At 55.9% G+C, this 18,897-nt stretch carries 21 protein-coding genes and 1 riboswitch; of the genes, 10 read left to right on the top strand and 11 right to left on the bottom strand.

Annotation, left to right across the window (positions count from 1 at the left end):
- Positions 1-46 precede the first annotated feature (46 nt).
- The 5 genes from ACOSDR_RS08170 to ACOSDR_RS08150 all read right to left on the bottom strand — a co-directional run bounded on the left by ACOSDR_RS08170 (position 47) and on the right by ACOSDR_RS08150 (position 5,171).
- Positions 47-460, bottom strand: a complete 414-nt coding sequence (locus ACOSDR_RS08170; RefSeq protein ID WP_420730922.1) for a VOC family protein — start codon at positions 458-460, stop codon at positions 47-49.
- Positions 457-1,440 (bottom strand): DMT family transporter, encoded by a 984-nt coding sequence (locus tag ACOSDR_RS08165; RefSeq protein WP_420730921.1) that lies wholly within the window; start codon positions 1,438-1,440, stop codon positions 457-459. The genes ACOSDR_RS08170 and ACOSDR_RS08165 overlap by 4 nt, the downstream gene beginning before the upstream one ends.
- Complete coding sequence (locus tag ACOSDR_RS08160; RefSeq protein WP_420730920.1) at positions 1,437-3,203, bottom strand: chloride channel protein; 1,767 nt, start codon at positions 3,201-3,203, stop codon at positions 1,437-1,439. Before ACOSDR_RS08160 ends, ACOSDR_RS08165 begins: the two co-directional genes overlap by 4 nt.
- A gap of 151 nt (positions 3,204-3,354) precedes the next feature.
- A complete protein-coding gene (locus ACOSDR_RS08155; protein ID WP_420725645.1) occupies positions 3,355-4,404 on the bottom strand; it encodes a GGDEF domain-containing protein in 1,050 nt (349 codons plus the stop codon).
- 317 nt (positions 4,405-4,721) lie between these two features.
- On the bottom strand, positions 4,722-5,171 hold the full coding sequence (locus ACOSDR_RS08150; RefSeq protein WP_420730919.1) for a thioesterase family protein: 450 nt from the start codon (positions 5,169-5,171) through the stop codon (positions 4,722-4,724).
- Between the two features lie 451 nt (positions 5,172-5,622).
- Here ACOSDR_RS08150 and ACOSDR_RS08145 point away from each other — a divergent pair, with 451 nt between their 5' ends.
- Both ACOSDR_RS08145 and ACOSDR_RS08140 read left to right on the top strand, forming a co-directional pair.
- Positions 5,623-6,468: a VacJ family lipoprotein gene (locus ACOSDR_RS08145; protein ID WP_420725647.1), complete on the top strand. Its 846-nt coding sequence runs from the start codon at positions 5,623-5,625 to the stop codon at positions 6,466-6,468.
- A 124-nt stretch (positions 6,469-6,592) separates the two neighbouring features.
- Positions 6,593-7,117 (top strand): MlaC/ttg2D family ABC transporter substrate-binding protein, encoded by a 525-nt coding sequence (locus ACOSDR_RS08140; protein ID WP_420725648.1) that lies wholly within the window; start codon positions 6,593-6,595, stop codon positions 7,115-7,117.
- Here ACOSDR_RS08140 and ACOSDR_RS08135 read toward each other — a convergent pair.
- Positions 7,114-7,719: a TIGR02444 family protein gene (locus ACOSDR_RS08135; RefSeq protein WP_420725649.1), complete on the bottom strand. Its 606-nt coding sequence runs from the start codon at positions 7,717-7,719 to the stop codon at positions 7,114-7,116. The two genes, ACOSDR_RS08140 and ACOSDR_RS08135, sit on opposite strands and share 4 nt — an antisense overlap.
- A 149-nt stretch (positions 7,720-7,868) precedes the next feature.
- Here ACOSDR_RS08135 and ACOSDR_RS08130 point away from each other — a divergent pair, with 149 nt between their 5' ends.
- The gene (locus tag ACOSDR_RS08130; protein WP_420725650.1) at positions 7,869-8,075 is read left to right on the top strand and encodes a YdcH family protein; all 207 of its coding nucleotides are present in this window, start codon (positions 7,869-7,871) and stop codon (positions 8,073-8,075) included.
- 9 nt (positions 8,076-8,084) lie between these two features.
- On the opposite strand, the gene ACOSDR_RS08125 is transcribed toward ACOSDR_RS08130, so the two are convergent.
- Positions 8,085-9,455: a glutamate--cysteine ligase gene (locus ACOSDR_RS08125; protein WP_420730918.1), complete on the bottom strand. Its 1,371-nt coding sequence runs from the start codon at positions 9,453-9,455 to the stop codon at positions 8,085-8,087.
- Positions 9,456-9,505: 50 nt separating this feature from the next.
- Positions 9,506-10,255 (bottom strand): 16S rRNA (uracil(1498)-N(3))-methyltransferase, encoded by a 750-nt coding sequence (locus ACOSDR_RS08120; protein WP_420730917.1) that lies wholly within the window; start codon positions 10,253-10,255, stop codon positions 9,506-9,508.
- 50 nt (positions 10,256-10,305) lie between these two features.
- Between ACOSDR_RS08120 and ubiA the strand changes: the two genes are divergently transcribed.
- A complete protein-coding gene (ubiA, locus tag ACOSDR_RS08115; RefSeq protein ID WP_420730916.1) occupies positions 10,306-11,256 on the top strand; it encodes a 4-hydroxybenzoate octaprenyltransferase in 951 nt (316 codons plus the stop codon).
- 2 nt (positions 11,257-11,258) lie between these two features.
- Positions 11,259-11,897, top strand: a complete 639-nt coding sequence (locus tag ACOSDR_RS08110; protein ID WP_420730915.1) for a class I SAM-dependent methyltransferase — start codon at positions 11,259-11,261, stop codon at positions 11,895-11,897.
- Positions 11,898-11,906: 9 nt separating this feature from the next.
- On the opposite strand, the gene ACOSDR_RS08105 is transcribed toward ACOSDR_RS08110, so the two are convergent.
- Positions 11,907-12,644 carry a substrate-binding domain-containing protein gene (locus ACOSDR_RS08105; protein ID WP_420730914.1) on the bottom strand — a complete coding sequence of 246 codons (738 nt, stop codon included), beginning with the start codon at positions 12,642-12,644 and terminating at the stop codon, positions 11,907-11,909.
- Positions 12,645-12,651: 7 nt separating this feature from the next.
- Entirely contained in the window at positions 12,652-13,035 is a 384-nt protein-coding gene (locus ACOSDR_RS08100) for a GFA family protein (protein WP_420730912.1), read from the bottom strand.
- Between the two features lie 92 nt (positions 13,036-13,127).
- On the opposite strand from ACOSDR_RS08100, the gene ACOSDR_RS08095 reads away from it, so the two are divergent.
- Complete coding sequence (locus tag ACOSDR_RS08095; RefSeq protein WP_420730911.1) at positions 13,128-14,417, top strand: O-acetylhomoserine aminocarboxypropyltransferase/cysteine synthase family protein; 1,290 nt, start codon at positions 13,128-13,130, stop codon at positions 14,415-14,417.
- A gap of 26 nt (positions 14,418-14,443) precedes the next feature.
- Positions 14,444-15,493: a betaine--homocysteine S-methyltransferase gene (gene bmt, locus ACOSDR_RS08090; RefSeq protein ID WP_420725658.1), complete on the top strand. Its 1,050-nt coding sequence runs from the start codon at positions 14,444-14,446 to the stop codon at positions 15,491-15,493.
- A gap of 41 nt (positions 15,494-15,534) precedes the next feature.
- On the opposite strand, the gene ACOSDR_RS08085 is transcribed toward bmt, so the two are convergent.
- Positions 15,535-15,855 (bottom strand): heavy metal-binding domain-containing protein, encoded by a 321-nt coding sequence (locus ACOSDR_RS08085; RefSeq protein ID WP_420725659.1) that lies wholly within the window; start codon positions 15,853-15,855, stop codon positions 15,535-15,537.
- 66 nt (positions 15,856-15,921) lie between these two features.
- Here ACOSDR_RS08085 and ACOSDR_RS08080 point away from each other — a divergent pair, with 66 nt between their 5' ends.
- The 3 genes from ACOSDR_RS08080 (at position 15,922) to ACOSDR_RS08070 (ending at position 18,897) form a co-directional block, all read left to right on the top strand.
- A complete protein-coding gene (locus ACOSDR_RS08080) occupies positions 15,922-17,181 on the top strand; it encodes an MFS transporter (protein ID WP_420730910.1) in 1,260 nt (419 codons plus the stop codon).
- Positions 17,178-18,101, top strand: a complete 924-nt coding sequence (locus tag ACOSDR_RS08075) for a fatty acid desaturase (RefSeq protein WP_420730909.1) — start codon at positions 17,178-17,180, stop codon at positions 18,099-18,101. The genes ACOSDR_RS08080 and ACOSDR_RS08075 overlap by 4 nt, the downstream gene beginning before the upstream one ends.
- Before the next feature lie 8 nt (positions 18,102-18,109).
- A riboswitch (FMN riboswitch) is annotated at positions 18,110-18,302 on the top strand.
- 97 nt (positions 18,303-18,399) lie between these two features.
- Complete coding sequence (locus ACOSDR_RS08070; protein ID WP_420730908.1) at positions 18,400-18,897, top strand: 6,7-dimethyl-8-ribityllumazine synthase; 498 nt, start codon at positions 18,400-18,402, stop codon at positions 18,895-18,897.

Here is an 18,897-nt window from a genome sequence, read left to right as displayed (position 1 = left end):
CGCGCGGAAAACCCCACCCGTTGGTGGAGGGACAGAAAATATGGGATCATTCTGTGTCTTCGGGGCCAACCCACATGAAGGGATTATAGGCGATCTCCCACAAATGGCCGTCCAAGTCCTTGAAATACCCGGAATAGCCGCCCCAGAAAACTTTCTGAGGGGGTTTTACAGCCGTCGCCCCGGCCGCAAGGGCCTCTGCGAACAGGGCATCGACTTCTGCCTCGGAACCCAGATTATGGGCCAGGGCGAAGCTGTTAAAATTGGCTTTCTCGCACGGCACATTGGCGTCTTCCGCCAGAGAGTCGCGGCCAAATAAGCCTAGCCAGGTTCCATTCAAGGTGAAAAAGGCGACGGAGGGTGGGGATTCCATGCGCGGCAGTCCCAAGCCTTTTTCATAAAAGGCGATTGATTTTTCCAGATCATCCACGCCCAGCGTGATCATGCTGATTCTGGGTTTCATGGGCGGGGTTCCATTTTCTCCGCTTCAGTTGGATTGGCTGCGCCCTGCCGTTCCCGCCACCAGATCACCAGGCCGCTGGCGACAATAATGATACTGCCCAAGGCCATATTCCAAGTCGGGATATCGTTCCAGATCGCATACCCCATTCCAGCCGCGAAGATCAGGCTGATATAACGGAACGGGGCGACCAGATTGACAGGCGCGAAGCGGAAACTTTCAATCTGAAAGAAATACGCCCCGAACATAAAGGCAGCAGCGCCCAGGATCAGGGCGATATCAAACAGGCCCGGCATCTGCCACGAACCGGCTGTCACAGTGGTATAGCCTGATATCACAACCGCCAGCACTGTATAGAACATAATGGCCAGCGAATCATCGCCTGAGACCAGTCGGCGCGACGAGACATCGCGTATCGCGGTCAGTAAAGCCGTGACCAGGGGCAGCATCGCCACCTGCCAGCCATAGGCTGCAGGCGCGTCCGATAACAGTCCACCGGGATTAAGCGCAATAAAGACACCGACAAATCCAACGGCCATGGCAATCCAACGTCGCCACCCGACGGTTTCCTGAAGAATAACAATTGCCAGCAGGGTTGAGAAGACAGGCGAGATGAAGACGATTGCAAGTGCGTCCGCCATCGGCATCAGGCTGAGCGCGGTCAGAAAGGTGAAGGTCGCCGCCGTGATCGCCAGCGCCCGAACGCCCATCGCCGTCTTGTTCTGAATGCGCAACGCACTCATACGGCCCTTCAGTTGTAACAGGCCAATGATCACGAACAGAATGACAGTACCACGCAGCGCCATGATCTCTCCGACCGGCCAGTCTGCGGTCAGGAATTTCGCAATCGTATCATTCAGGGTCAGCAGAAATGACCCCATAATCGAAAAGGCAATGCCTTTGGTTGGCAGATCAGATGTTGTTGGACGCAAGGGCTGCGGCAGATTGGGGGCCGGGATGGTGGGGGGCGTCGGGCCGCTCATATCGCTTCCTCCCGCCGGGTATCCAGGATGCATTGGTGATAGCGCGCCATCACGTCATGTTCGTGCAAAACCCCCATCAAACGCTTGTCATCCAGATTATTGACCACGGCGATATGTTCCTCGTTACACTCTTCCAGTAAATTCATCGCGTCTTCCAGGTCCGTATCGACGGTGGCCAGGGGCGGTGTCCGGCGACAGACATCAATGGCGCGCAAGTCCGAGTCATGGAGATGTTCAAAGGCATCCGCCCCCAAATCCCCTAAGATGATGGTCCCGACCAGACAGCCTTCCTCATCAACGACAAAGACCTCGCTGTAGCGGGTGGCGGTCAGTTTCTGGCGGATTTCCGGCAGCAGAGAGGAAGGTTGGACCGTAACATAGTCCTGTTCCATCACTTCCCGGACATTGGTTTGTCGGATAATTCGGGATTCCCGGCTGCCCATCAGATTGATTCCGCGTGCTTCCAACTGCCAGTGAAAGAAAGAGCGCTTATACGTCGCTGTAAAAATCTGTGTCGCGATGACCGTGGCGATCATCACGGCAATTGTCAGCGCGGAATCCCGGGTAAGTTCATAGACGATGAAGATCGTTGATATCGGGGCACCCAATGTGGCACCGGCTACTGCGCCCATACCGACCAATGTATAGGCCCCATGCCCGGAAGAGAGATACGGGAAAATACCTGTCGCGACGAAGCCGAACGCCCCTCCTAACATCGCGCCCAGAAACAGCGATGGCGAAAAGATCCCCCCGCCAAAGCCGGAGCCAAGCGTCATCGCCGTTGCTGCCGTCTTGAATACAAGCAGGGTGATCAGCATGGTCAGGGGCAGCATCTCATTTAAGGCTTCGTCCGTTGCCTCATATCCCACGCCCATGACCTGCGGCAGGAACAGGCCTATCCCACCAACGGCCAGGCCTGCCAGCGCTGGGCGCAGAATGGGATGGATGTTCAATCGGTTATGCGTATGCCGGACGATGTCAATGGAAACACACAGCGCGACTGCAACACCAGCGCTGATACAGCCAAGAATCGCAAAGGCGGGGAATTCCCAGAACGAGGCGATTTCGTGTACCGGGATGGTGAAGGCCGGAAAATCACCAAAATAAGAGCGGCTGACCAGGGTGCCCCCAACTGATGCGATGACGACAGGGGCGAAGCTGCGCAATGCATAGGACCCAATGACCACCTCCAGAGAGAAGAACACGCCTGCAATCGGCGCGTTAAAGCTGGCCGCCACACCAGACGCCACACCGCACCCTAACAGCAGGCGACGGGTTTCCGGGTCCAGTTTCAGGATCTGTGAAATCAGGGTCGACAGAAAGGCGGCGAAATGAACAACCGGCCCTTCGCGACCCGCCGACCCGCCCGATCCAATGGTAATGGCGGAAACGACAAAGCCGCCAAAGCCGCTGCGTTTGCTCATCTTACTGCGGCGAAAAGCGGAGGCTTCCATGACATCAGCGACGCCTTGGGGACGGCGATCCGGCATCAGGTAATAGACGATCAAACCGACCAGAATTCCGCCGACCGCCGGGGCGAGAAGGATGATCCAGGGAGATACCCCTGCTGCATTTGAATGGAAACGGTCGCTGGAAAATCCAAAGAATAGCGTTTGCACCAGGCCGATCGCCTCCCGGAAAGCGATCCCGGTGCCGCCGCCCAAGGCACCGATAAAAATCGCCAGCACCCCCAATCGGATCTGATCGTTCCTGATCAGCCGTCGAAACCGTTCAATCTTGCTGTTTGGCGCGACCGTCGCCACGGCCGACCCTCCCGCCTGGGCGCACATCCCCGGATGCGACCCTGTTGCGTTGATATACTAGGCCTCAGACAAGACCAGAATCGGCTGGGCACGGCAAGGCATGGTGCTGAATGATGTTCGGGAAAATCGATTGCAGCGTCTTCGGTGGATCTTAATCGGCGTCAATGACTTCCAACTGGGTTTCCAGAACGGTTTGATTGCGACCATTACCCTTTGCGAAATACAGCCCCTCATCAGACCGGCTGATAAAATCGGTCAGCGATTCTCCGGGGTGATACAGGGCGACACCAATGGATAAGGTGATATTGCCCATTTCTTCACCTGTGGTGCGGTTTCGGATGCGTTTGGTGGAAACCGCGTTTCGGATGTGATCGCAGACGGTTTTCGCATCATACAGTTTCGTTGTGGGCAGGATCAGCGCGAATTCTTCCCCGCCATATCGCGCTGCGAGATCCTTGCCCTTCACATTGCCTTGCAGAATATTGGCAACCAGTTTCAAAACCTGATCCCCGGTCTGGTGTCCATATGTGTCGTTGAATTTTTTGAAAAAGTCGATATCCGCCAGGGCGAGACACAACGGCTCGCCATCTTCCATCGCCTCCATCGCACGCTGGCGCAGGGTCGTGTCGAACATCTTGCGATTTGCAATTCCTGTCAGGGCGTCCGTCATCGCCTCGCGCTGAACATCCTCCAGGTTCTTCCTGAGGCTGGCAATTTCCTGAGATGACTCTTTCAGTTTCGATTGCAGCGTAGAGTTTGATTTCTGCATTTTCTGGGTTTCCAGCGCCAGCGATTGTACCGCTTCGCGAATCCCTGCCAGGCCCTTCGAATCTGTCAAAGCACCCAGACTTTCGGTCAGGGTCTTGCCGAAATCCGCTACGCCGCCAGAGGCATCCCCCATCATCTCCAGAACACGCCCGACCTGGTTTTCTATTTTTTGTGACGTTTCCTGAAGCGCGACACCTTCATCTGAGTTTGTGAAGAATTTGTCGTAGACTTCATCATTTTTTTGCGACGTGAAAATCTGCTTATTGCTGATCAGGACATCCAGTGTCTTTTTCAGATCGGGGTATTTTTCATTAACATAGGTGTACCAGATCGCGAAATTGCGTGGCGTGGCGGGAATATTATTGGACTTCATGATTTCCAGCGCACGCTCTGCATATTCCTGCGCCAACTCAATCCCTTCAGAATACTGCACCGAAACTCATCCTCCCCAGAACAGACTTTATGAACAACCTTTCGCTGGTCAGGGCAGACCCCATCCGCCGCCTGAACACGCAGGTCCTGATTATTACTCTGACATACTAGAATACCAACCATTCATCCATGCATATTGGTTCCATCTCAGTGACTTTTGTAAACTGGCCCTGCAGGATGTGCCGTGCCCGTTCTGGTTATCTCGCGGAAGACATATGCATTTATAGTATTATGCTATCAAATTGTCCCCGACCCTCAACCATTTTGGCAAATGATAATCAACTCTTCTGAGTGGAGCCTATCATCATTTATATCAATTTAGAATGTGTTCCAGGCTTCAGGAAGCGCAATCTTCACATGCGCGTCTAGGATAGGTTTTAAAGCAGATGTGATTTGGGCAATGTCTTCAGCCGTGCCTGAAATGGGCATTTCCAAGCGCTCCTCAACGGCCGCCAGATATCGCTCCGGTTCAGCATAGAGTGCCTGGACCGTATGCAATCCTTTGTCAGTGAAACCGATGAGTTGAGTGGTCAGCGTCAGCTTTCGCCCGCCTGGAACCTCGCGCAGATAAGACACCCGATTGGTTTTGATTTCGAAGGGCAGGTTAATACCCTGATCATGGCGAAATGCTTGTGCTGCCAGATCGAAGGCCTGAACATAATATGCGACGTTGAAATGATCGTTATAATCCGTCCATTCCGCGATCACAGAAGGTGTTGCGCTGCTGATCAGGGAGTCATCGAAAACAGGGTGTGTAGAATGAGCCATTCGTCGTAAATCCTGCCGGTTGTTTGATTTTCTGGCGCGAACCCAGTGTGCTGGAGAAGCGGATGGAAGGGCAAGCCAAAAGGACCTGCCATGCCCTGTTTGGGTTGGCATAAATGCAACAGTGACTCAGGGAAATATAGGTGGTGTGGTTTGCTCTGTGGTGCCTTCCGGGCCTGTGTGCTAGACCCTGAATGTACAGTTATTTGAGGGATTTCAGGTCTGTACTGAGTGTTGAGTTTTCGGGTGTGTCGGCAAGGGCAAGGTGGACGTGATCATAGATTGGTCTGCCAGATTAGAACGACATATTCAGGATGGGTTTTCATATCTTTGTAGAACGGCATGGATATGATTTGTTGCGTAATGCCAATATCTTATATTAGAGAAGTGGCATACGTCTAAGCTGGCTTTTGGGGTATAAAGTCGGCATTTGGGTTGAGGGATTTTTAATAGAATGTCGACTGGCTCTGATTTCCTTTCTGTTTTGCGGCGTGCGGGGCTGGGTCTCATTCTCGCAATGGGTCTTGCTGGTTGCGCAACCGCGCCGACCGACCCAGTAGAGCGCGAAATTTATGAAGAAGCCAATGATCCGGCTCAACCCCTAAACGAAGCGATTTTTGAGTTCAATATGGCGCTGGACAAGGTCATTGTTCGCCCGATTGCCAAGGCTTATGACTTTCTGCTGCCTGATCTTGTCCGCGATAGCGTGCGAAACTTTATCCGGAACCTGAAAACGCCTGTGATCCTTGCCAATGATTTGATGCAGGGTGAGACGGAGCGTGCGGGCCAGACGATGGGGCGCTTCCTGACCAATACACTTTTGGGCGGCGGGCTTTTTGACGTCGCTGGCGCTGCTGGCATTCCGTATCATGAGGAAGATTTTGGCCAGACACTGGCGGTTTGGGGTGTGGATGAAGGCCCCTACATAATGCTGCCCTTCTTGGGCCCTTCTTCGCCGCGGGCTCTGGCTGGATTTATTGTGGATTCCGGGCTCGATCCTTTCCGGTGGTGGGGATATCATTCGGACCGGACGTGGATCGAGTACAACACGGTGATCCGTGCTGGTGTTGAACTGATTGATAGCCGCTCCCGGAATTACCGTGAGATGCAAGCGTTAGAGGAAAATTCGCTGGATTTCTATGCAACAGTCCGCAGCCTGTATCGCCAGCAGCGTCAGAGTATGATCAGGAACGGGATGGATAATAACGACTCGATCCCGACAATTGGGTATGAAGAGATCTCTCCTGCGGAAGAAGGTGTGCCGCAGGCTGAAATCCCCTCTCCAAGCGCATTAAATTAAACGTGGAGTGACAATGCAGCGTCGTAGTTTCATTAGTGTATCTGCAGGTGTTGTTCTCTTTGTTTTGATGGGACTTGGACTTCCCCCCTCATCTCATGCCGATCAGGATGCCGGCGCGTTTATTATGAAACTCGCTGATAAGGCCCTGACAGCGCTGACTGACGAAAACATTTCCAACGCCGAACGCGCGGACCTATTTCGCGATTTGTTGCAAGAGGGCATGGATATTCCAACAGTCGCAAGTCGCGTTCTGGGGCCCTATGTGCGTCGCGCCACAGATGAAGAGATGAAGGAATTCATTTCCCTGTTGGAAGAGAATATCGTCCGGAAATACGCCATCATGTTCAAAGGCTATTCCGGTGAAGCCATTAAACTGATCGACACCAAGTCTCTGCGCGGGGATATGCAGCAAGTGACGGTGGCAATTCGACGCACAAATGGTGAGCCGCCGGTTGAGGTCCGTTGGATCGTCCACAAGGTGGATGGTCAGAACAAGATCATCGATATTATCGTTGAGCGGGTTTCGATGGTCACCACCCAGAAAGAAGAATTCGTCTCTGTAATTCGCCGTGGCGGTGGGAAGGTGGAATCGCTTCTGGGGGAATTGCGGGAACGCAATGCAGAATTGGCCACCAACGTAAAAGACTAGGATTTTGAATCCTTTGGTCCGGTGTCGATTGTCTCTGTGTCTATCCCGTCGTCAATTTCTTCATCCTGGTAAAGTGGCCTTACGGTCTGGGCCACCAGCGCCTCCAGCGCCGTGCGGGGAAGCCTGTCTGTTTCGACGCCTTTGATCGCCGTATACCGCAACAAATTCCCGCGAACGATACCGGCACGTTCCGCCATTCGGGCATCACGCCCGGGCAGATGTTCCAGCAATAGAAGCAAATGATCCATCTGGACAAATTCTGCTGCCAGTTCGGCCTGTTTGATCAGGTCGCGCACGGATGCCGCGCGCTCTGGATCAATCGGACCAACCGCTTCCTTAAGGCGGCGCCGCAGGGCGCGGATAGGGTCGATTGCTGTTTCTCGCCAAGGTTTTATTGACTGTTCCGCCTGGGCCAGAGACTCAGGTGACAATCGCACGCCATGTTGACCAACCCAACAGCACATCAGGATCAGCGTGACATCCAGGTCAAAGCGATCCTGCAAATCCAGACAGGCCTCTTCCACCCCCTCTGCTTCATACAGGGTAAGGCAAAACTGGCGAAACGTGTCGTTCTCGGGCAAGGAATCCTGTGACATAGCCATAGAGTGACGGTGCCGTCCAATGTATGCAAGGACATGCTTCATTCCTGCATCAGAGGCTGCTATAGTCCGCCCGCATAGAATGATAATTTCACAGGTGATACCACGCGGCCCGCCTAACCCGGCGGGTTGCCTGTTTCTTGAAGGCTGTTATGGACGAAGTTGAAGAATCTGAAATCCGCGCACGGATCGCGGCCCTGGAAGAAGAGCATCGCGATCTGGATCAAATGATCGCCCGGGTCTCCGAATCCGCCCCTTTTGATCAGTTGCAGTTGATTCGAATGAAAAAGCGCAAGCTGGCGATCAAGGATCAAATGGCCCGGCTGAACGGCTTTCTATTACCCGATATTATTGCCTGACGCAGCGGCTCAGTATTTCAATTCTTCGTAAATCGGTTCGACGGATTGATTCCAGCGTGTGTGATAGGCTTCTAACTGGTCTTCCGCCAATGTACGGCCCGATGTGACGATCTGGTGTAACGGTTCGATATATTGCGTTTCGTCCAGGCCGGAACTTGCGCTCAGTCGGGCACGACGCTTCAAGCCGCCCTGGCAAATTTCCAGCACCTTGCGGGCAACATCCCGCACCGTCCCGTCGCGGAATCTTGCGCCCATTGCCTGTTTCGGCACGGCGTCGCGCATGGCGGAGATTTCTGCGACGGTCCAATCCTTGATTAAGTCGGCCGCTTCCTGTTGTGCCTGAGCATCATAGATCAGGCCGACCCATAGCGCGGGCAGGGCGCAGAGATTGCCCCAGGGGCCGCCATCGGCGCCGCGCATTTCGATGAACTTCTTCAACCGTACTTCCGGGAAGACCGTTGTCATGTGATCTGTCCAGTCGGTCATGGTGGGCAATTGCCCCTCAAAGCCTTCCAGATTGCCCTGCATATAATCGCGGAAGCTTTTCCCCGACACATCGTGATAGACGCCATCGCGATAGACAAAATACATCGGCACATCCAGGACATAATCGACCCAGCGTTCATAGCCGAACCCGTCTTCAAAGACGAAGGGCAGCATGCCGCACCGGTCTGGGTCCGTATCGGTCCAGATGTGGCTGCGATAGCTCAGAAATCCGTTTGGCTTGCCTTCGGTGAAGGGAGAATTGGCAAATAACGCGGTGGCCATTGGCTGCAAGGCCAAGGAGATCCGCATTTTCTCAATCATATCGGTCTCAGAGCCGAAATCCAGATTCACCTGGACGGTGCAGGTGCGGCTCATCATATCCAGGCCCAGATTGCCCTTCTTAGGCATATAGGCCTTCATGATCTTATAACGACCCTTGGGCATCCAGTGAATATCATCGCGCTTCCAAAGGGGATTAAAGCCCAGGCCAACCGTTCCGGCGCCGACTTCCTTACAGGCTGCGACGACCTGATCCAAATGGCGATGGACTTCGGCACAGGTCTGGTGGACGTTTTCCAGCGGCGCGCCGGACAATTCAAATTGTCCGCCTGGCTCCAGCGATACTGAGGCACCATCCGCGCCTTTCAGGGCGATAATGTTGCCATTCTCCAGAACGGGTTCCCATTCCGGGCCGGACAGGGCCTCTAACAGCCCCTTCACGCCAGGGCGGCCTTCATAGGCCAAGGGACGATGGCTGTCTGTGCAGAACAGGAATTTTTCGTGTTCGGTGCCAATGCGCCAATCCGTCTGGGGCTTTTCGCCAGACGCAATATAATCAATCAGCTGGGACTTGGATTCGACCAGCGTTTCATCGGACGCGGTGGGAGACGACATCGGCGCATTTCCTCATCAAAAACGGCCTCTCACCGGGGCCCTTGCTGTATTTAACCGCGCCGGGGTGGACGGCTTATCCCATCCCCTGCAACAGCCTGCCAGACAGCCAAGGCTGCCAGCGCTGCCGTCTCCGCCCGCAGGATGCGCGGACCAAGGCCGACGGGGAGGACTAAAGGCGACTGGTGCATAAAGTCAAGTTCCGCAGCGGAAAAACCGCCTTCCGGTCCGGTCACAAATCCGACAGCGCCAGATTTCCGGGCTTGCGCGGCTTCTGCCAGCGGGATGGCGGTGCCTGCCTCTGCACAAACAAACAGCGTGCGCTCCTTCGGCCATTCCAGAATTAACCGATCCAGCCGCACTGGTTCGGAAATTTCTGGAATATCCAGTCGCTCAGATTGCTCTGCGGCCTCGATTGCTGTTGCGCGCAGCCGGTCGGTTTTGACCCGCTCCGATTGGGTTCGTTCTGTCAGCAATGGGATCAGACGCGACACACCAAGCTCCGTTGCCTTCTGAACGATGAAATCCGTTTGTGTTTTCTTGACGGGTGCAAAGGCCAGCCACAGGTCGGGTGAGCCAATCTGGGGGCGTATCTGTTCCGTTAGGGTGAAAAGCCCGGTTGATCTGCCTATTTCAGACAGGGTTGCCGACCACTCCCCATCACGGCCATTGAACAGTATAACCGATGCGCCCGCCTGCAACCGCAGCACCCGGCCCAGATAATGGGCCTGATCTGATGTCGCGACGACCGGTTGATCCGGGGTCAGGTCTTGTGTCACAAAAAGGCGGGTTGATGTAGCCATGGCGCAGACTATTCTGCCTCAGCCTGAAAGAGCAAGGATCAGTAAGCGCTATGACGCCATCGCCGACAGAAATTTCTTCGCAGGACCGGACGGATATTCCCAAAGGCAATTGGGTGGACCGCTGGTTGCCACCCTTTGCCAGGCCATATGCGCGCCTGGCCCGCTGGGACCGCCCGATTGGGACCTGGTTATTGCTGCTGCCGTGCTGGTGGGGCGTTGCGCTGTTTGGGCATGGGTCCGGGCACAGTGTTTTGATGTTGCTGTGGTATGGGGTGTTGTTTGGCATTGGCGCGCTGGCCATGCGGGGCGCGGGTTGTACCTGGAATGACATCACCGACCGGGATATCGATGGCAAGGTTGCCCGCACCGCGACACGGCCCATTCCATCGGGTCAGGTCAGCGTGAAACAGGCATTGGCTTTTATCGTTCTTCAGGCGCTGGTCGGGTTGGCGGTGCTGACGCAGTTCACCCTGCCTGCCGCCATCACGGCGATTGCCAGCCTGGGCGTGGTGGCTGTCTATCCCTTCATGAAGCGCTATACCTATTTCCCGCAATGTTTCCTGGGGGTTGCGTTCAACTGGGGCGCGCTGGTTGCAGGTGCCCTGCTGATCGGACATTTCGAACCACAGATCATACTGTTGTTCCTGGCGGGCTTCTGCTGGACCATGTCCTATGACACGATCTATGCCCATCAGGATAAGGAAGACGATGTGTTAATCGGGGTGAAATCCACGGCGCTGAAATTCGGCAGCAAGACCCGCCCGATCATCGCGGGGTTTCTGGTCCTGACCCTGGCCCTAATTGCCACGGCGGCCTGGCTGCACGGGGTGGTTGGACCCTTGTTCTGGGCAGGCTGGGCTGCTGCTGCGCTGCATTTCGCCTGGCAGATCAAAACCCTGGATTTCGACGATCCGATAAACCTTTTGAAGCATTTCAAGGGCAATCGTCATGCCGGGATGCTGGTCACCCTTGGTCTGGCTTTGGGCATGGTAGCGGTCTGATCGTGCAACAGTTGATCCGTGAGAATACCAAGATCATGTCACCGCGCCTGCTGCCGGAGATGAAGCTGCATCTGGCGCAAGACGATGTGCCACTCTACCGCATGGGGGAGGATGAGTTGGACGCGCTGGGCATCGGCACGCCCTATTGGGCCTTTGCCTGGGCGGGCGGTCAGGCACTGGGGCGCTATATTCTGGACAATCCGAAAGTCGTGCGCGGGCGCAAGGTGCTGGATTTCGGCGCTGGGTCCGGCATGGTGGCGATTGCAGCGGCCATGGCCGGGGCGTTTGATGTGATCGCCAATGACATCGACCCCGTCGCGGCAGATGCGATGCAGATGAATGCCGACCTGAACGACGTATTTCTGGATATCGTGACCGAAGATGTGATCGGGCGCATCAGCAAGGATTATGAGGTGATCCTGGTGGGTGATGTATTCTATGACCAGCAGATCGCCGATCTGGTGCTGCCCTGGCTCAAGGAATTAAAAGCCAAGGGGCGCGAAATCCTGATCGGTGATCCGGGGCGATTCTATCTGCCCAATATGGGGCTGGAACGGATTGCGCGCTATGCGGGGGAAACGACGGGCCTGATGGAAGATACCGATCTGCGCAATGCCGGGGTCTGGCGATTGGCTGAATAAGATCAGGGGTCAGTCCGGCGGTCCAAACCCAAAGCGTGCCAACCGTGCCTGTGCTACAGGTCCAACCAGATAGTGTAACAGGGCTGCGCCAAGCTCCGGTGATGCCACATTAAAGACGGCGGCAAAGCGTGCCCTCACCTCAATGTCTGGCGGGAAGGTCAGATAGGTCAGGTTCGGTTCCTTGCTGCAGGCTTCCAGGCAGATCGTGCGATAGGCCAGCATCAGATCCACCCTGTCCTGCTGCACAACGCCAACATAGACGCCATCGGGATGGACGATCGGTGTGTCCTCCCCACCGCCGGTAACAATATGTGTGCGCTTTCGTAACTCTGCATCACCCTGCGGGGCGCGTTGGGCCAGTCGATCAAACAGTTGCAGCGCGTAATCGCCACTGGGGTCTGCTGCCGGGGTCGACATGCCGATGCGCAATCCAGGCATCCTGAGCAAGGAAACCGCGTCGTCCGGGCCTGTGTCCAGAATATCGCGGCACATCAGAAGCGCCAGGGAATTGGTCGCAAATATCTTGCTGGGACTGGCAAGGCCCGCCGCATGTAGGCGATCTGGATGCGCCGCATTGGCTGAACAGAACAGGTCCCACGGCAGGCCATTCTCTATCCTTCTAGCGACGGTGCCGGACGCGCCGAACTCAAAGTCAGGGTCAGGGACATAATCCGCAAAGACGGAATCGTCCGAAGTGAAAGCATGTTTCAAACTGCCCGCGGCGACAATTTTAGGAGCAGGGGGCATTATCATCCTATGACCCATCGCCATCCGAAGGATGGTTGATGCCGTCATTTGTTGGAACGGAGCCTAGGTCGAACGGATTGATGCCTTCCAAACAGCCAACATTGATGCTGAACCGATTAGGGTTCATGCGCTGTTTATGGTGGGTATTAATGCCACAGATTTTGCAAAAATAGTGCTGTGCTGTTTCCGTATGGAATTGATACAGCGTCAAAGACTCTGCGCCTTTCATAATTTCCATATTTTCCAGACCAGTTTCGACAACGATTGTGCCGCGCCGTCGACAATAGGAACAATCACATCGGCTGGGCGCGGTGATCCCGTTTGGCAAGGTCACCTTCATTTCAACCGCACCGCAATGGCAGGTCGCCTTGTAGGTTTTTACGGTATTCATTCAGTGCGGCTCCTTTTGTCTTTTCCCAGCCCCCTCGACGGGGGACGTGCCCTCTTCTATAACAGGGCGGGACGGAAAAAGGCGAGGCCCTGATGGCAAAAGACGAATATGGATTTGAGACCCTGGCGCTGCATGCTGGTGCGGCCCCCGACAGCGCGACGGGTGCGCGGGCGGTACCGATCTATCAGAACACGTCCTATGTCTTTGACGATGCGGATCATGCGGCCTCCCTGTTTAATTTGCAGGAGCCTGGTTTTATCTATTCCCGCCTGACCAATCCGACCGTTGCGGTGCTGGAGGAACGCCTCGCGGCCCTGGAAAAGGGGATTGGCGCGACGGCAACCGCGTCCGGCCATGCCGCCCAGATGATCGCGCTGCTGCCCCTGATGGGGCCGGGCGATCACATTATCGCGTCGTCAAAGCTGTATGGCGGGTCGATCACCCAGATGGGCCATACCTTCAAGAAATTCGGATGGCAGGTCAGCTTTGTAGATCCCAGCGACCCTGATGCTTTTCAAAAGGCGCTGACGCCTAGGACAAAGGCGATCTTTGTCGAGTGCCTGGCCAATCCAGGCGGTGTCGTGGTGGATTTGGAGCCGATTGCTGCCATCGCCCATGGCGCGGGCATTCCCCTGATCGTCGATAACACGATGGCAACGCCCTATCTGTGCCGCCCGGGGGAGTTTGGCGCGGATATCGTGACCCATTCGACAACCAAGTTCCTGTCGGGCCAGGGCACGGCGCTGGGCGGCGCGGTAATCGATTGTGACAGTTTCGATTTCCACAATCCAGAGAAATTCCCCAGCCTGGCAACGCCAGCCCCTGAATATCATGGCCTGACCTTTACGGAGAGTTTTGGCAATCTGGCCTATACATTATATGGGCATGCCGTTGGCCTGCGCGATATTGGTCCGACGCAACAGCCGATGAATGCTTTCTTGACGATTTTGGGGATTGAGACGCTGCCGGTGCGGATGGACCGTCATATCGCCAATGCCCGGATTGTGGCGGATTATCTGGACGGCCATGCGGCGATTGCGTCCGTTGGCTATGCCGGTCTGCCGTCCAGCCCTTATTATGACCTGGCACGCAAATATATGCCCAAAGGGCCGGGATCGGTTTTCACCTTCAAATTAAAGGGTGGGTATGAGGTCGGGCGCAAGCTGGTCAATGCGGTTGAATTGTTCAGCCATCTGGCAAATATTGGCGATGCGAAATCCCTGATCTTGCATCCGGCCTCCACAACCCATAATCAATTGACGAAAGAACAGCAGACAGCCGCAGGGGCGGGACCCGATGTGATCCGACTGTCCATCGGGCTGGAAACGGTAGAAGATTTGATCCGGGATTTGGATCGGGCGCTGGCAATCGCGACCGCGTGACACCACTGACAGAAAGTATCTGACCTATGAGCGAGAATCTGTTCCTGAAACTGTTGCAAGAGCGCAGCCACCTGATCGCCGATGGTGCGATGGGCACCAATCTGTTTGAGCGCGGTTTACAGTCCGGCGATGCACCAGAGCTTTGGAATATCGACCATCCGGACCGGGTTGCCAGTGTGCATCAGGAATTCGTCGATGCGGGCGCAGATATCATCCTGACCAACAGCTTTGGCGGAAACAGTTTCCGGCTGAAACTGCATGATGCCCAGGATCGCGCCTATGAACTGGCGAAGGCTGCGGCCCAGGTCGCGCGCGCCGTGGCGGATAAGGCCGGGCGTCCTGTGGTGGTTGCGGGTTCTATCGGCCCGTCTGGTGAATTGTTTGAACCGGTCGGCCCGGTAACATTTGAACAGGGCAAGGCTGCCTTTGCCGAACAGGCGCGCGGTCTGATTGATGGCGGCGCGGATATCCTGTGGATTGAGACGATTTCGTCCCGGGAAGAAAGCGCAGCAGCGGTTGCAGGCGCGGCAGAAACGGGGCGGCCTGTTGTCTCCACCATGACATTCGACACGGTTGGGCGCACCATGATGGGTGTCACGCCAGCGGATGCCTATCGCCATTTGATCGACCTGCCGACCGCACCAACAGCAATCGGGGCAAATTGCGGCTTGGGTGCGACGGAAAATGTGCTGTCGATTCTGGGCATGCGCGAAGCCATCGGTCCGGACGCGATCATGGTGGCAAAGGCCAATTGCGGGGTGCCACAGTTTAAGAATGGGGCCTTCACCTATACCGGAACCCCTGAATTGATGGCGGATTATGCACGGCTGGCCCGGGATTCCGGGGCACGGATTGTGGGCGGTTGCTGTGGCACAACGGGTGTCGTGCTGAAGGCAATCCGTGACGCCCTGGATGGCTATGTCCCTGGCGAACCGCCGACCATGGATCAGGTGGTCGCCAAGCTGGGCCCGCTGGCCGGGGTCACGGATAAGCCTGCCCATGGCCATAGCCACGGGGCAGGCGGTGACGATGGATCAGATGGCGGCCGTCGGGCGCGCCGTCGCCGCCGCGACTGACCTAAACCCATCGCCGCCGCGACTGATATAGGATGGTGCGTTTATCCTAAGGTAACGGCGGTACCGTTGGCGACCACCATTAGCATGCCGTTTTCCTTGCCCAGCACTTCATAGTCCAGGTCGACGCCGACAATGGCATGGGCCCCCAGGCCTTTGGCCTGTTCGGTCATGTCTTCGATGGCCGCCTCTTTGGCATCCTGCAGGATTTTTTCATAGGATCCGGACCGGCCACCGACAATGTCACGAATGCCTGCAAACATATCCCGGAAGATGTTTGCGCCGATGATCGCCTCTCCGCTGACAATGCCTTTGTAATCGGTGATGCGGCGACCTTCGATGGACTCGGTGGTGGTGACAATCATGATGGGATGCTCCTTCCTGCTGTGCTAAACCCTGTGGGCAATCTTATAGGCTGGATCGGGAAAGAAATGAACCAAAAGACGGATAAACGCGCAATTTGGGGCTGGTGCTTGTATGACTGGGCCAATTCTGCTTTTCCCACCCTGATTTCTACCTTTGTCTTTGCCACCTATTTTACCCAGGCGGTTGCGGAAACGCCGGAGCAGGGAGCATCGCAATGGGGGTATGCCACTTCTGTCGCGGCATTGATTGTGGCTTTTTCTGCCCCGATTCTGGGGGCGGTGTCGGATAAGGCCGGGCGGCGCAAACCCTGGCTGTTTGTTCTGACCGGTATCGGGGCGACGGCAACAGCGGCGCTGTGGTGGGCCTTGCCCGATGCCTCCGCAGTCCCGCTGGCATTGGGATTGATGGTTTTGGGCACAATCTGTTTTGAGCTGGGGATGGTATTCTATAATGCCATGCTGCCCGATGTTGCCCCGGACGGCATGACGGGCCGGATTTCCGGTTGGGGCTGGGGGCTTGGTTACGGCGGGGGGCTTGCCGCCCTGTCGATCAGCCTGGTGGTCTTTGTTCAGCCTGACCCTGCCTGGTTTGGGCTGGACAAAAACAGCAGCGAGCATATCCGGGCGATCCCTGTTCTGGCCGGGGTCTGGATGGCGCTTTTTGCGATTCCCTTATTCCTTTGGACGCCGGATCGACAGGATACCGGCATTTCGGCAGGAACAGCCATTCGCGAAGGTATCTCGACTTTAATCGGGACAATCCGGCATCTGGGGCGATATCGACAGGTTCTGCGCTTCCTGATCGCCCGGATGTTTTATACCGATGGATTGAACACGCTGTTTGCATTCGGGGGTATTTTTGCGGCGGTCAGTTTCGGGATGGAAAGCGATGAGGTTCTGATGTTCGGGCTTACGCTGAATGTCACGGCGGGACTGGGCGCGGCGGGCTTTGCCTTTCTGGATGATAAATGGGGGCCGAAGCCTGTGATCACCCTGTCGGTCGGGGCGATCGCAGTGATCGGGATAGCAATGCTGATGGTGACGGATAAATCCGTCTTCTGGGCATTGGGGATGGGACTTGGCCTGTTTCTGGGGCCCTCCCAGGCCGCCAGCCGGTCGATGATGGCACGTATTGCGCCCGCCGCGTTGCGCACGGAATTTTTTGGTCTCTATGCGCTTAGCGGTAAGGCGACCGCCTTTCTGGGCCCGGCGCTTCTGGCTGTTGTGATTGATATCACGGACAGCCAACGCATTGGTATGGCGACGATCATTCCCTTCCTGATCCTGGGTCTAATTCTGTTACAATGGGTGCGAGAGGATACATGACGACAAAAACTGATCTAAGCCATGCGGACCGATTGGCGCTGAAGGCATTGAGTCAAAGATCAGATGCCCGTGGTTTGGTGCAGGTCATCGGTCATTTTGGCCTGATCGGTCTTCTTGGTTTCGGGACATGGCAGGTTCAGGATGTCTGGGGATGGGTTTCGGCTGTGCCATTGCAGTTTCTGTTGGGTGTCGCCTTGGTATTTCTATTTGCGCCTGCCCATGAATGCGTGCATCGCACAGCCTTTGCCACACGCTGGTTAAATGATGCCATCGCCGCCATTGCCGGGTGGGTGCTGATCCTGCCACCGCAGTATTTTCGGGCGTTTCATCTACAACATCACCGATACACGCAAATTCCGGGAAAAGATCCCGAACTGGCGGGCAAGAGGATCGAAACCCTGGGCCAGTATCTGTGGCATGTGACCGGTATCCCCTATTGGCGGGCTGCGGTGACGGGCCTGGTGATGCATGCTTTGGGACGGGGCATGGAGGATTTCCTGACCGGGCGCACCATTCAAACGGTGCAGCGGGAGGCGCAAGTCTATCTGGCCCTTTATGCCGGTGCAGCGGTGCTGTCGCTGTGGCTGGGAAGCTGGTTCCTGGTGATCTATTGGATGGTTCCCGTCGTGTTGGCCCAGCCGTTCTTGCGTTTGTATCTGCTGGCGGAACATGGGCTGTGCCCGTTGGTTGATGATATGTTTCGAAATACCCGCACGACCCTGACCAATCCGCTGGTCCGGGCATTGGCCTGGAACATGCCCTATCACACGGAACACCATGCCTTTATGGCCGTTCCCTTTCATCGGCTGGGCCAGGTTCATACGCTGTTTCAGGACCGTATCGCGGAGCAGACGCCGGGCTATGGGGCATTTCACAGAAAGTTTCTTAAGCATTTGCGAAGCCCCCAGGCTTCGGTCTAATCTGATTGAAATGTTCTCGGGGCGGGGTGAAATTCCCCACCGGCGGTAAGGTCTGACGTCTGGCAGGACGGATGGGCCAAGCCCGCGAGCGCTTTGAAATTGCCCGTTTGGGAATTTATTCCGTTTGGGCAGTTTGAAAGGTCAGCAGAGTCGGTGAGAAACCGACGCCGACGGTTACAGTCCGGATGGTAGAGAACGGAAGCGTGCGCAGATCCCAGCGATCTATGGTCGGGGCAGGTCTGTGTTGCGTCTTTCCGTGCGCCCCGCTGGGTTAGGATCGTTCGGAAAGGAAATTTATATGACGTCGCCTCATGACAATCAGAATACGGCCCCCAAAATCGCGGTAATTCGTGCGCGCTGGCATGCCGATATTGTGGATCGCGCGGCATCCAGCTTCGTTTCACATTTGCCGAAGGTTGGCTTATCAGGTGCGCAGGTGGAACAATTCACTGTGCCAGGCGCCTATGAAATCCCACTCTTGTGTCAGCGATTGGCGCGGCGGGGTGGGTTTGATGCAATCGTCGCCTGCGCTCTGGTTGTCGATGGGGGTATCTATCGACATGATTTCGTGGCCCGTTCGGTGATCGACGGCATGATGCGCGTGCAGTTGGATGAAGGCGTGCCGGTCCTGTCCGTGGTGCTGACGCCGCATCATTTTCATGATCACGCGGATCATCTGGATTTCTTCAGCGCGCATTTTGACAAGAAGGGCCGGGAAGCGGCAGAAGCGGCAGCGGCGATATTACTGCCCTCGCATCAGGGGGCAGGCTCGATGCCTCACGCAGTTGTCATGTAA

The organism is Hwanghaeella sp. 1Z406, from assembly GCF_048892425.1.
Classification (GTDB): domain Bacteria; phylum Pseudomonadota; class Alphaproteobacteria; order UBA8366; family Aestuariispiraceae; genus Pacificispira.
This window is presented reverse-complemented; position numbering and strand designations above follow the sequence as displayed.

Bases quoted from the DNA above. Each gene is read 5' to 3' on its own strand.
- ACOSDR_RS08170 (WP_420730922.1), bottom strand. From the start codon at position 460: ATGAAACCCAGAATCAGCATGATCACGCTGGGCGTGGATGATCTGGAA.
- ACOSDR_RS08165 (WP_420730921.1), bottom strand. From the start codon at position 1,440: ATGAGCGGCCCGACGCCCCCCACCATCCCGGCCCCCAATCTGCCGCAG.
- ACOSDR_RS08150 (WP_420730919.1), bottom strand. From the start codon at position 5,171: ATGGCTCATTCTACACACCCTGTTTTCGATGACTCCCTGATCAGCAGC.
- ACOSDR_RS08145 (WP_420725647.1), top strand. From the start codon at position 5,623: ATGTCGACTGGCTCTGATTTCCTTTCTGTTTTGCGGCGTGCGGGGCTG.
- ACOSDR_RS08140 (WP_420725648.1), top strand. From the start codon at position 6,593: ATGAAACTCGCTGATAAGGCCCTGACAGCGCTGACTGACGAAAACATT.
- ACOSDR_RS08135 (WP_420725649.1), bottom strand. From the start codon at position 7,719: ATGGCTATGTCACAGGATTCCTTGCCCGAGAACGACACGTTTCGCCAG.
- ACOSDR_RS08130 (WP_420725650.1), top strand. From the start codon at position 7,869: ATGGACGAAGTTGAAGAATCTGAAATCCGCGCACGGATCGCGGCCCTG.
- ACOSDR_RS08125 (WP_420730918.1), bottom strand. From the start codon at position 9,455: ATGTCGTCTCCCACCGCGTCCGATGAAACGCTGGTCGAATCCAAGTCC.
- ACOSDR_RS08120 (WP_420730917.1), bottom strand. From the start codon at position 10,255: ATGGCTACATCAACCCGCCTTTTTGTGACACAAGACCTGACCCCGGAT.
- ubiA (WP_420730916.1), top strand. From the start codon at position 10,306: ATGACGCCATCGCCGACAGAAATTTCTTCGCAGGACCGGACGGATATT.
- ACOSDR_RS08105 (WP_420730914.1), bottom strand. From the start codon at position 12,644: ATGCCCCCTGCTCCTAAAATTGTCGCCGCGGGCAGTTTGAAACATGCT.
- ACOSDR_RS08100 (WP_420730912.1), bottom strand. From the start codon at position 13,035: ATGAATACCGTAAAAACCTACAAGGCGACCTGCCATTGCGGTGCGGTT.
- ACOSDR_RS08095 (WP_420730911.1), top strand. From the start codon at position 13,128: ATGGCAAAAGACGAATATGGATTTGAGACCCTGGCGCTGCATGCTGGT.
- bmt (WP_420725658.1), top strand. From the start codon at position 14,444: ATGAGCGAGAATCTGTTCCTGAAACTGTTGCAAGAGCGCAGCCACCTG.
- ACOSDR_RS08085 (WP_420725659.1), bottom strand. From the start codon at position 15,855: ATGATTGTCACCACCACCGAGTCCATCGAAGGTCGCCGCATCACCGAT.
- ACOSDR_RS08080 (WP_420730910.1), top strand. From the start codon at position 15,922: ATGAACCAAAAGACGGATAAACGCGCAATTTGGGGCTGGTGCTTGTAT.
- ACOSDR_RS08075 (WP_420730909.1), top strand. From the start codon at position 17,178: ATGACGACAAAAACTGATCTAAGCCATGCGGACCGATTGGCGCTGAAG.
- ACOSDR_RS08070 (WP_420730908.1), top strand. From the start codon at position 18,400: ATGACGTCGCCTCATGACAATCAGAATACGGCCCCCAAAATCGCGGTA.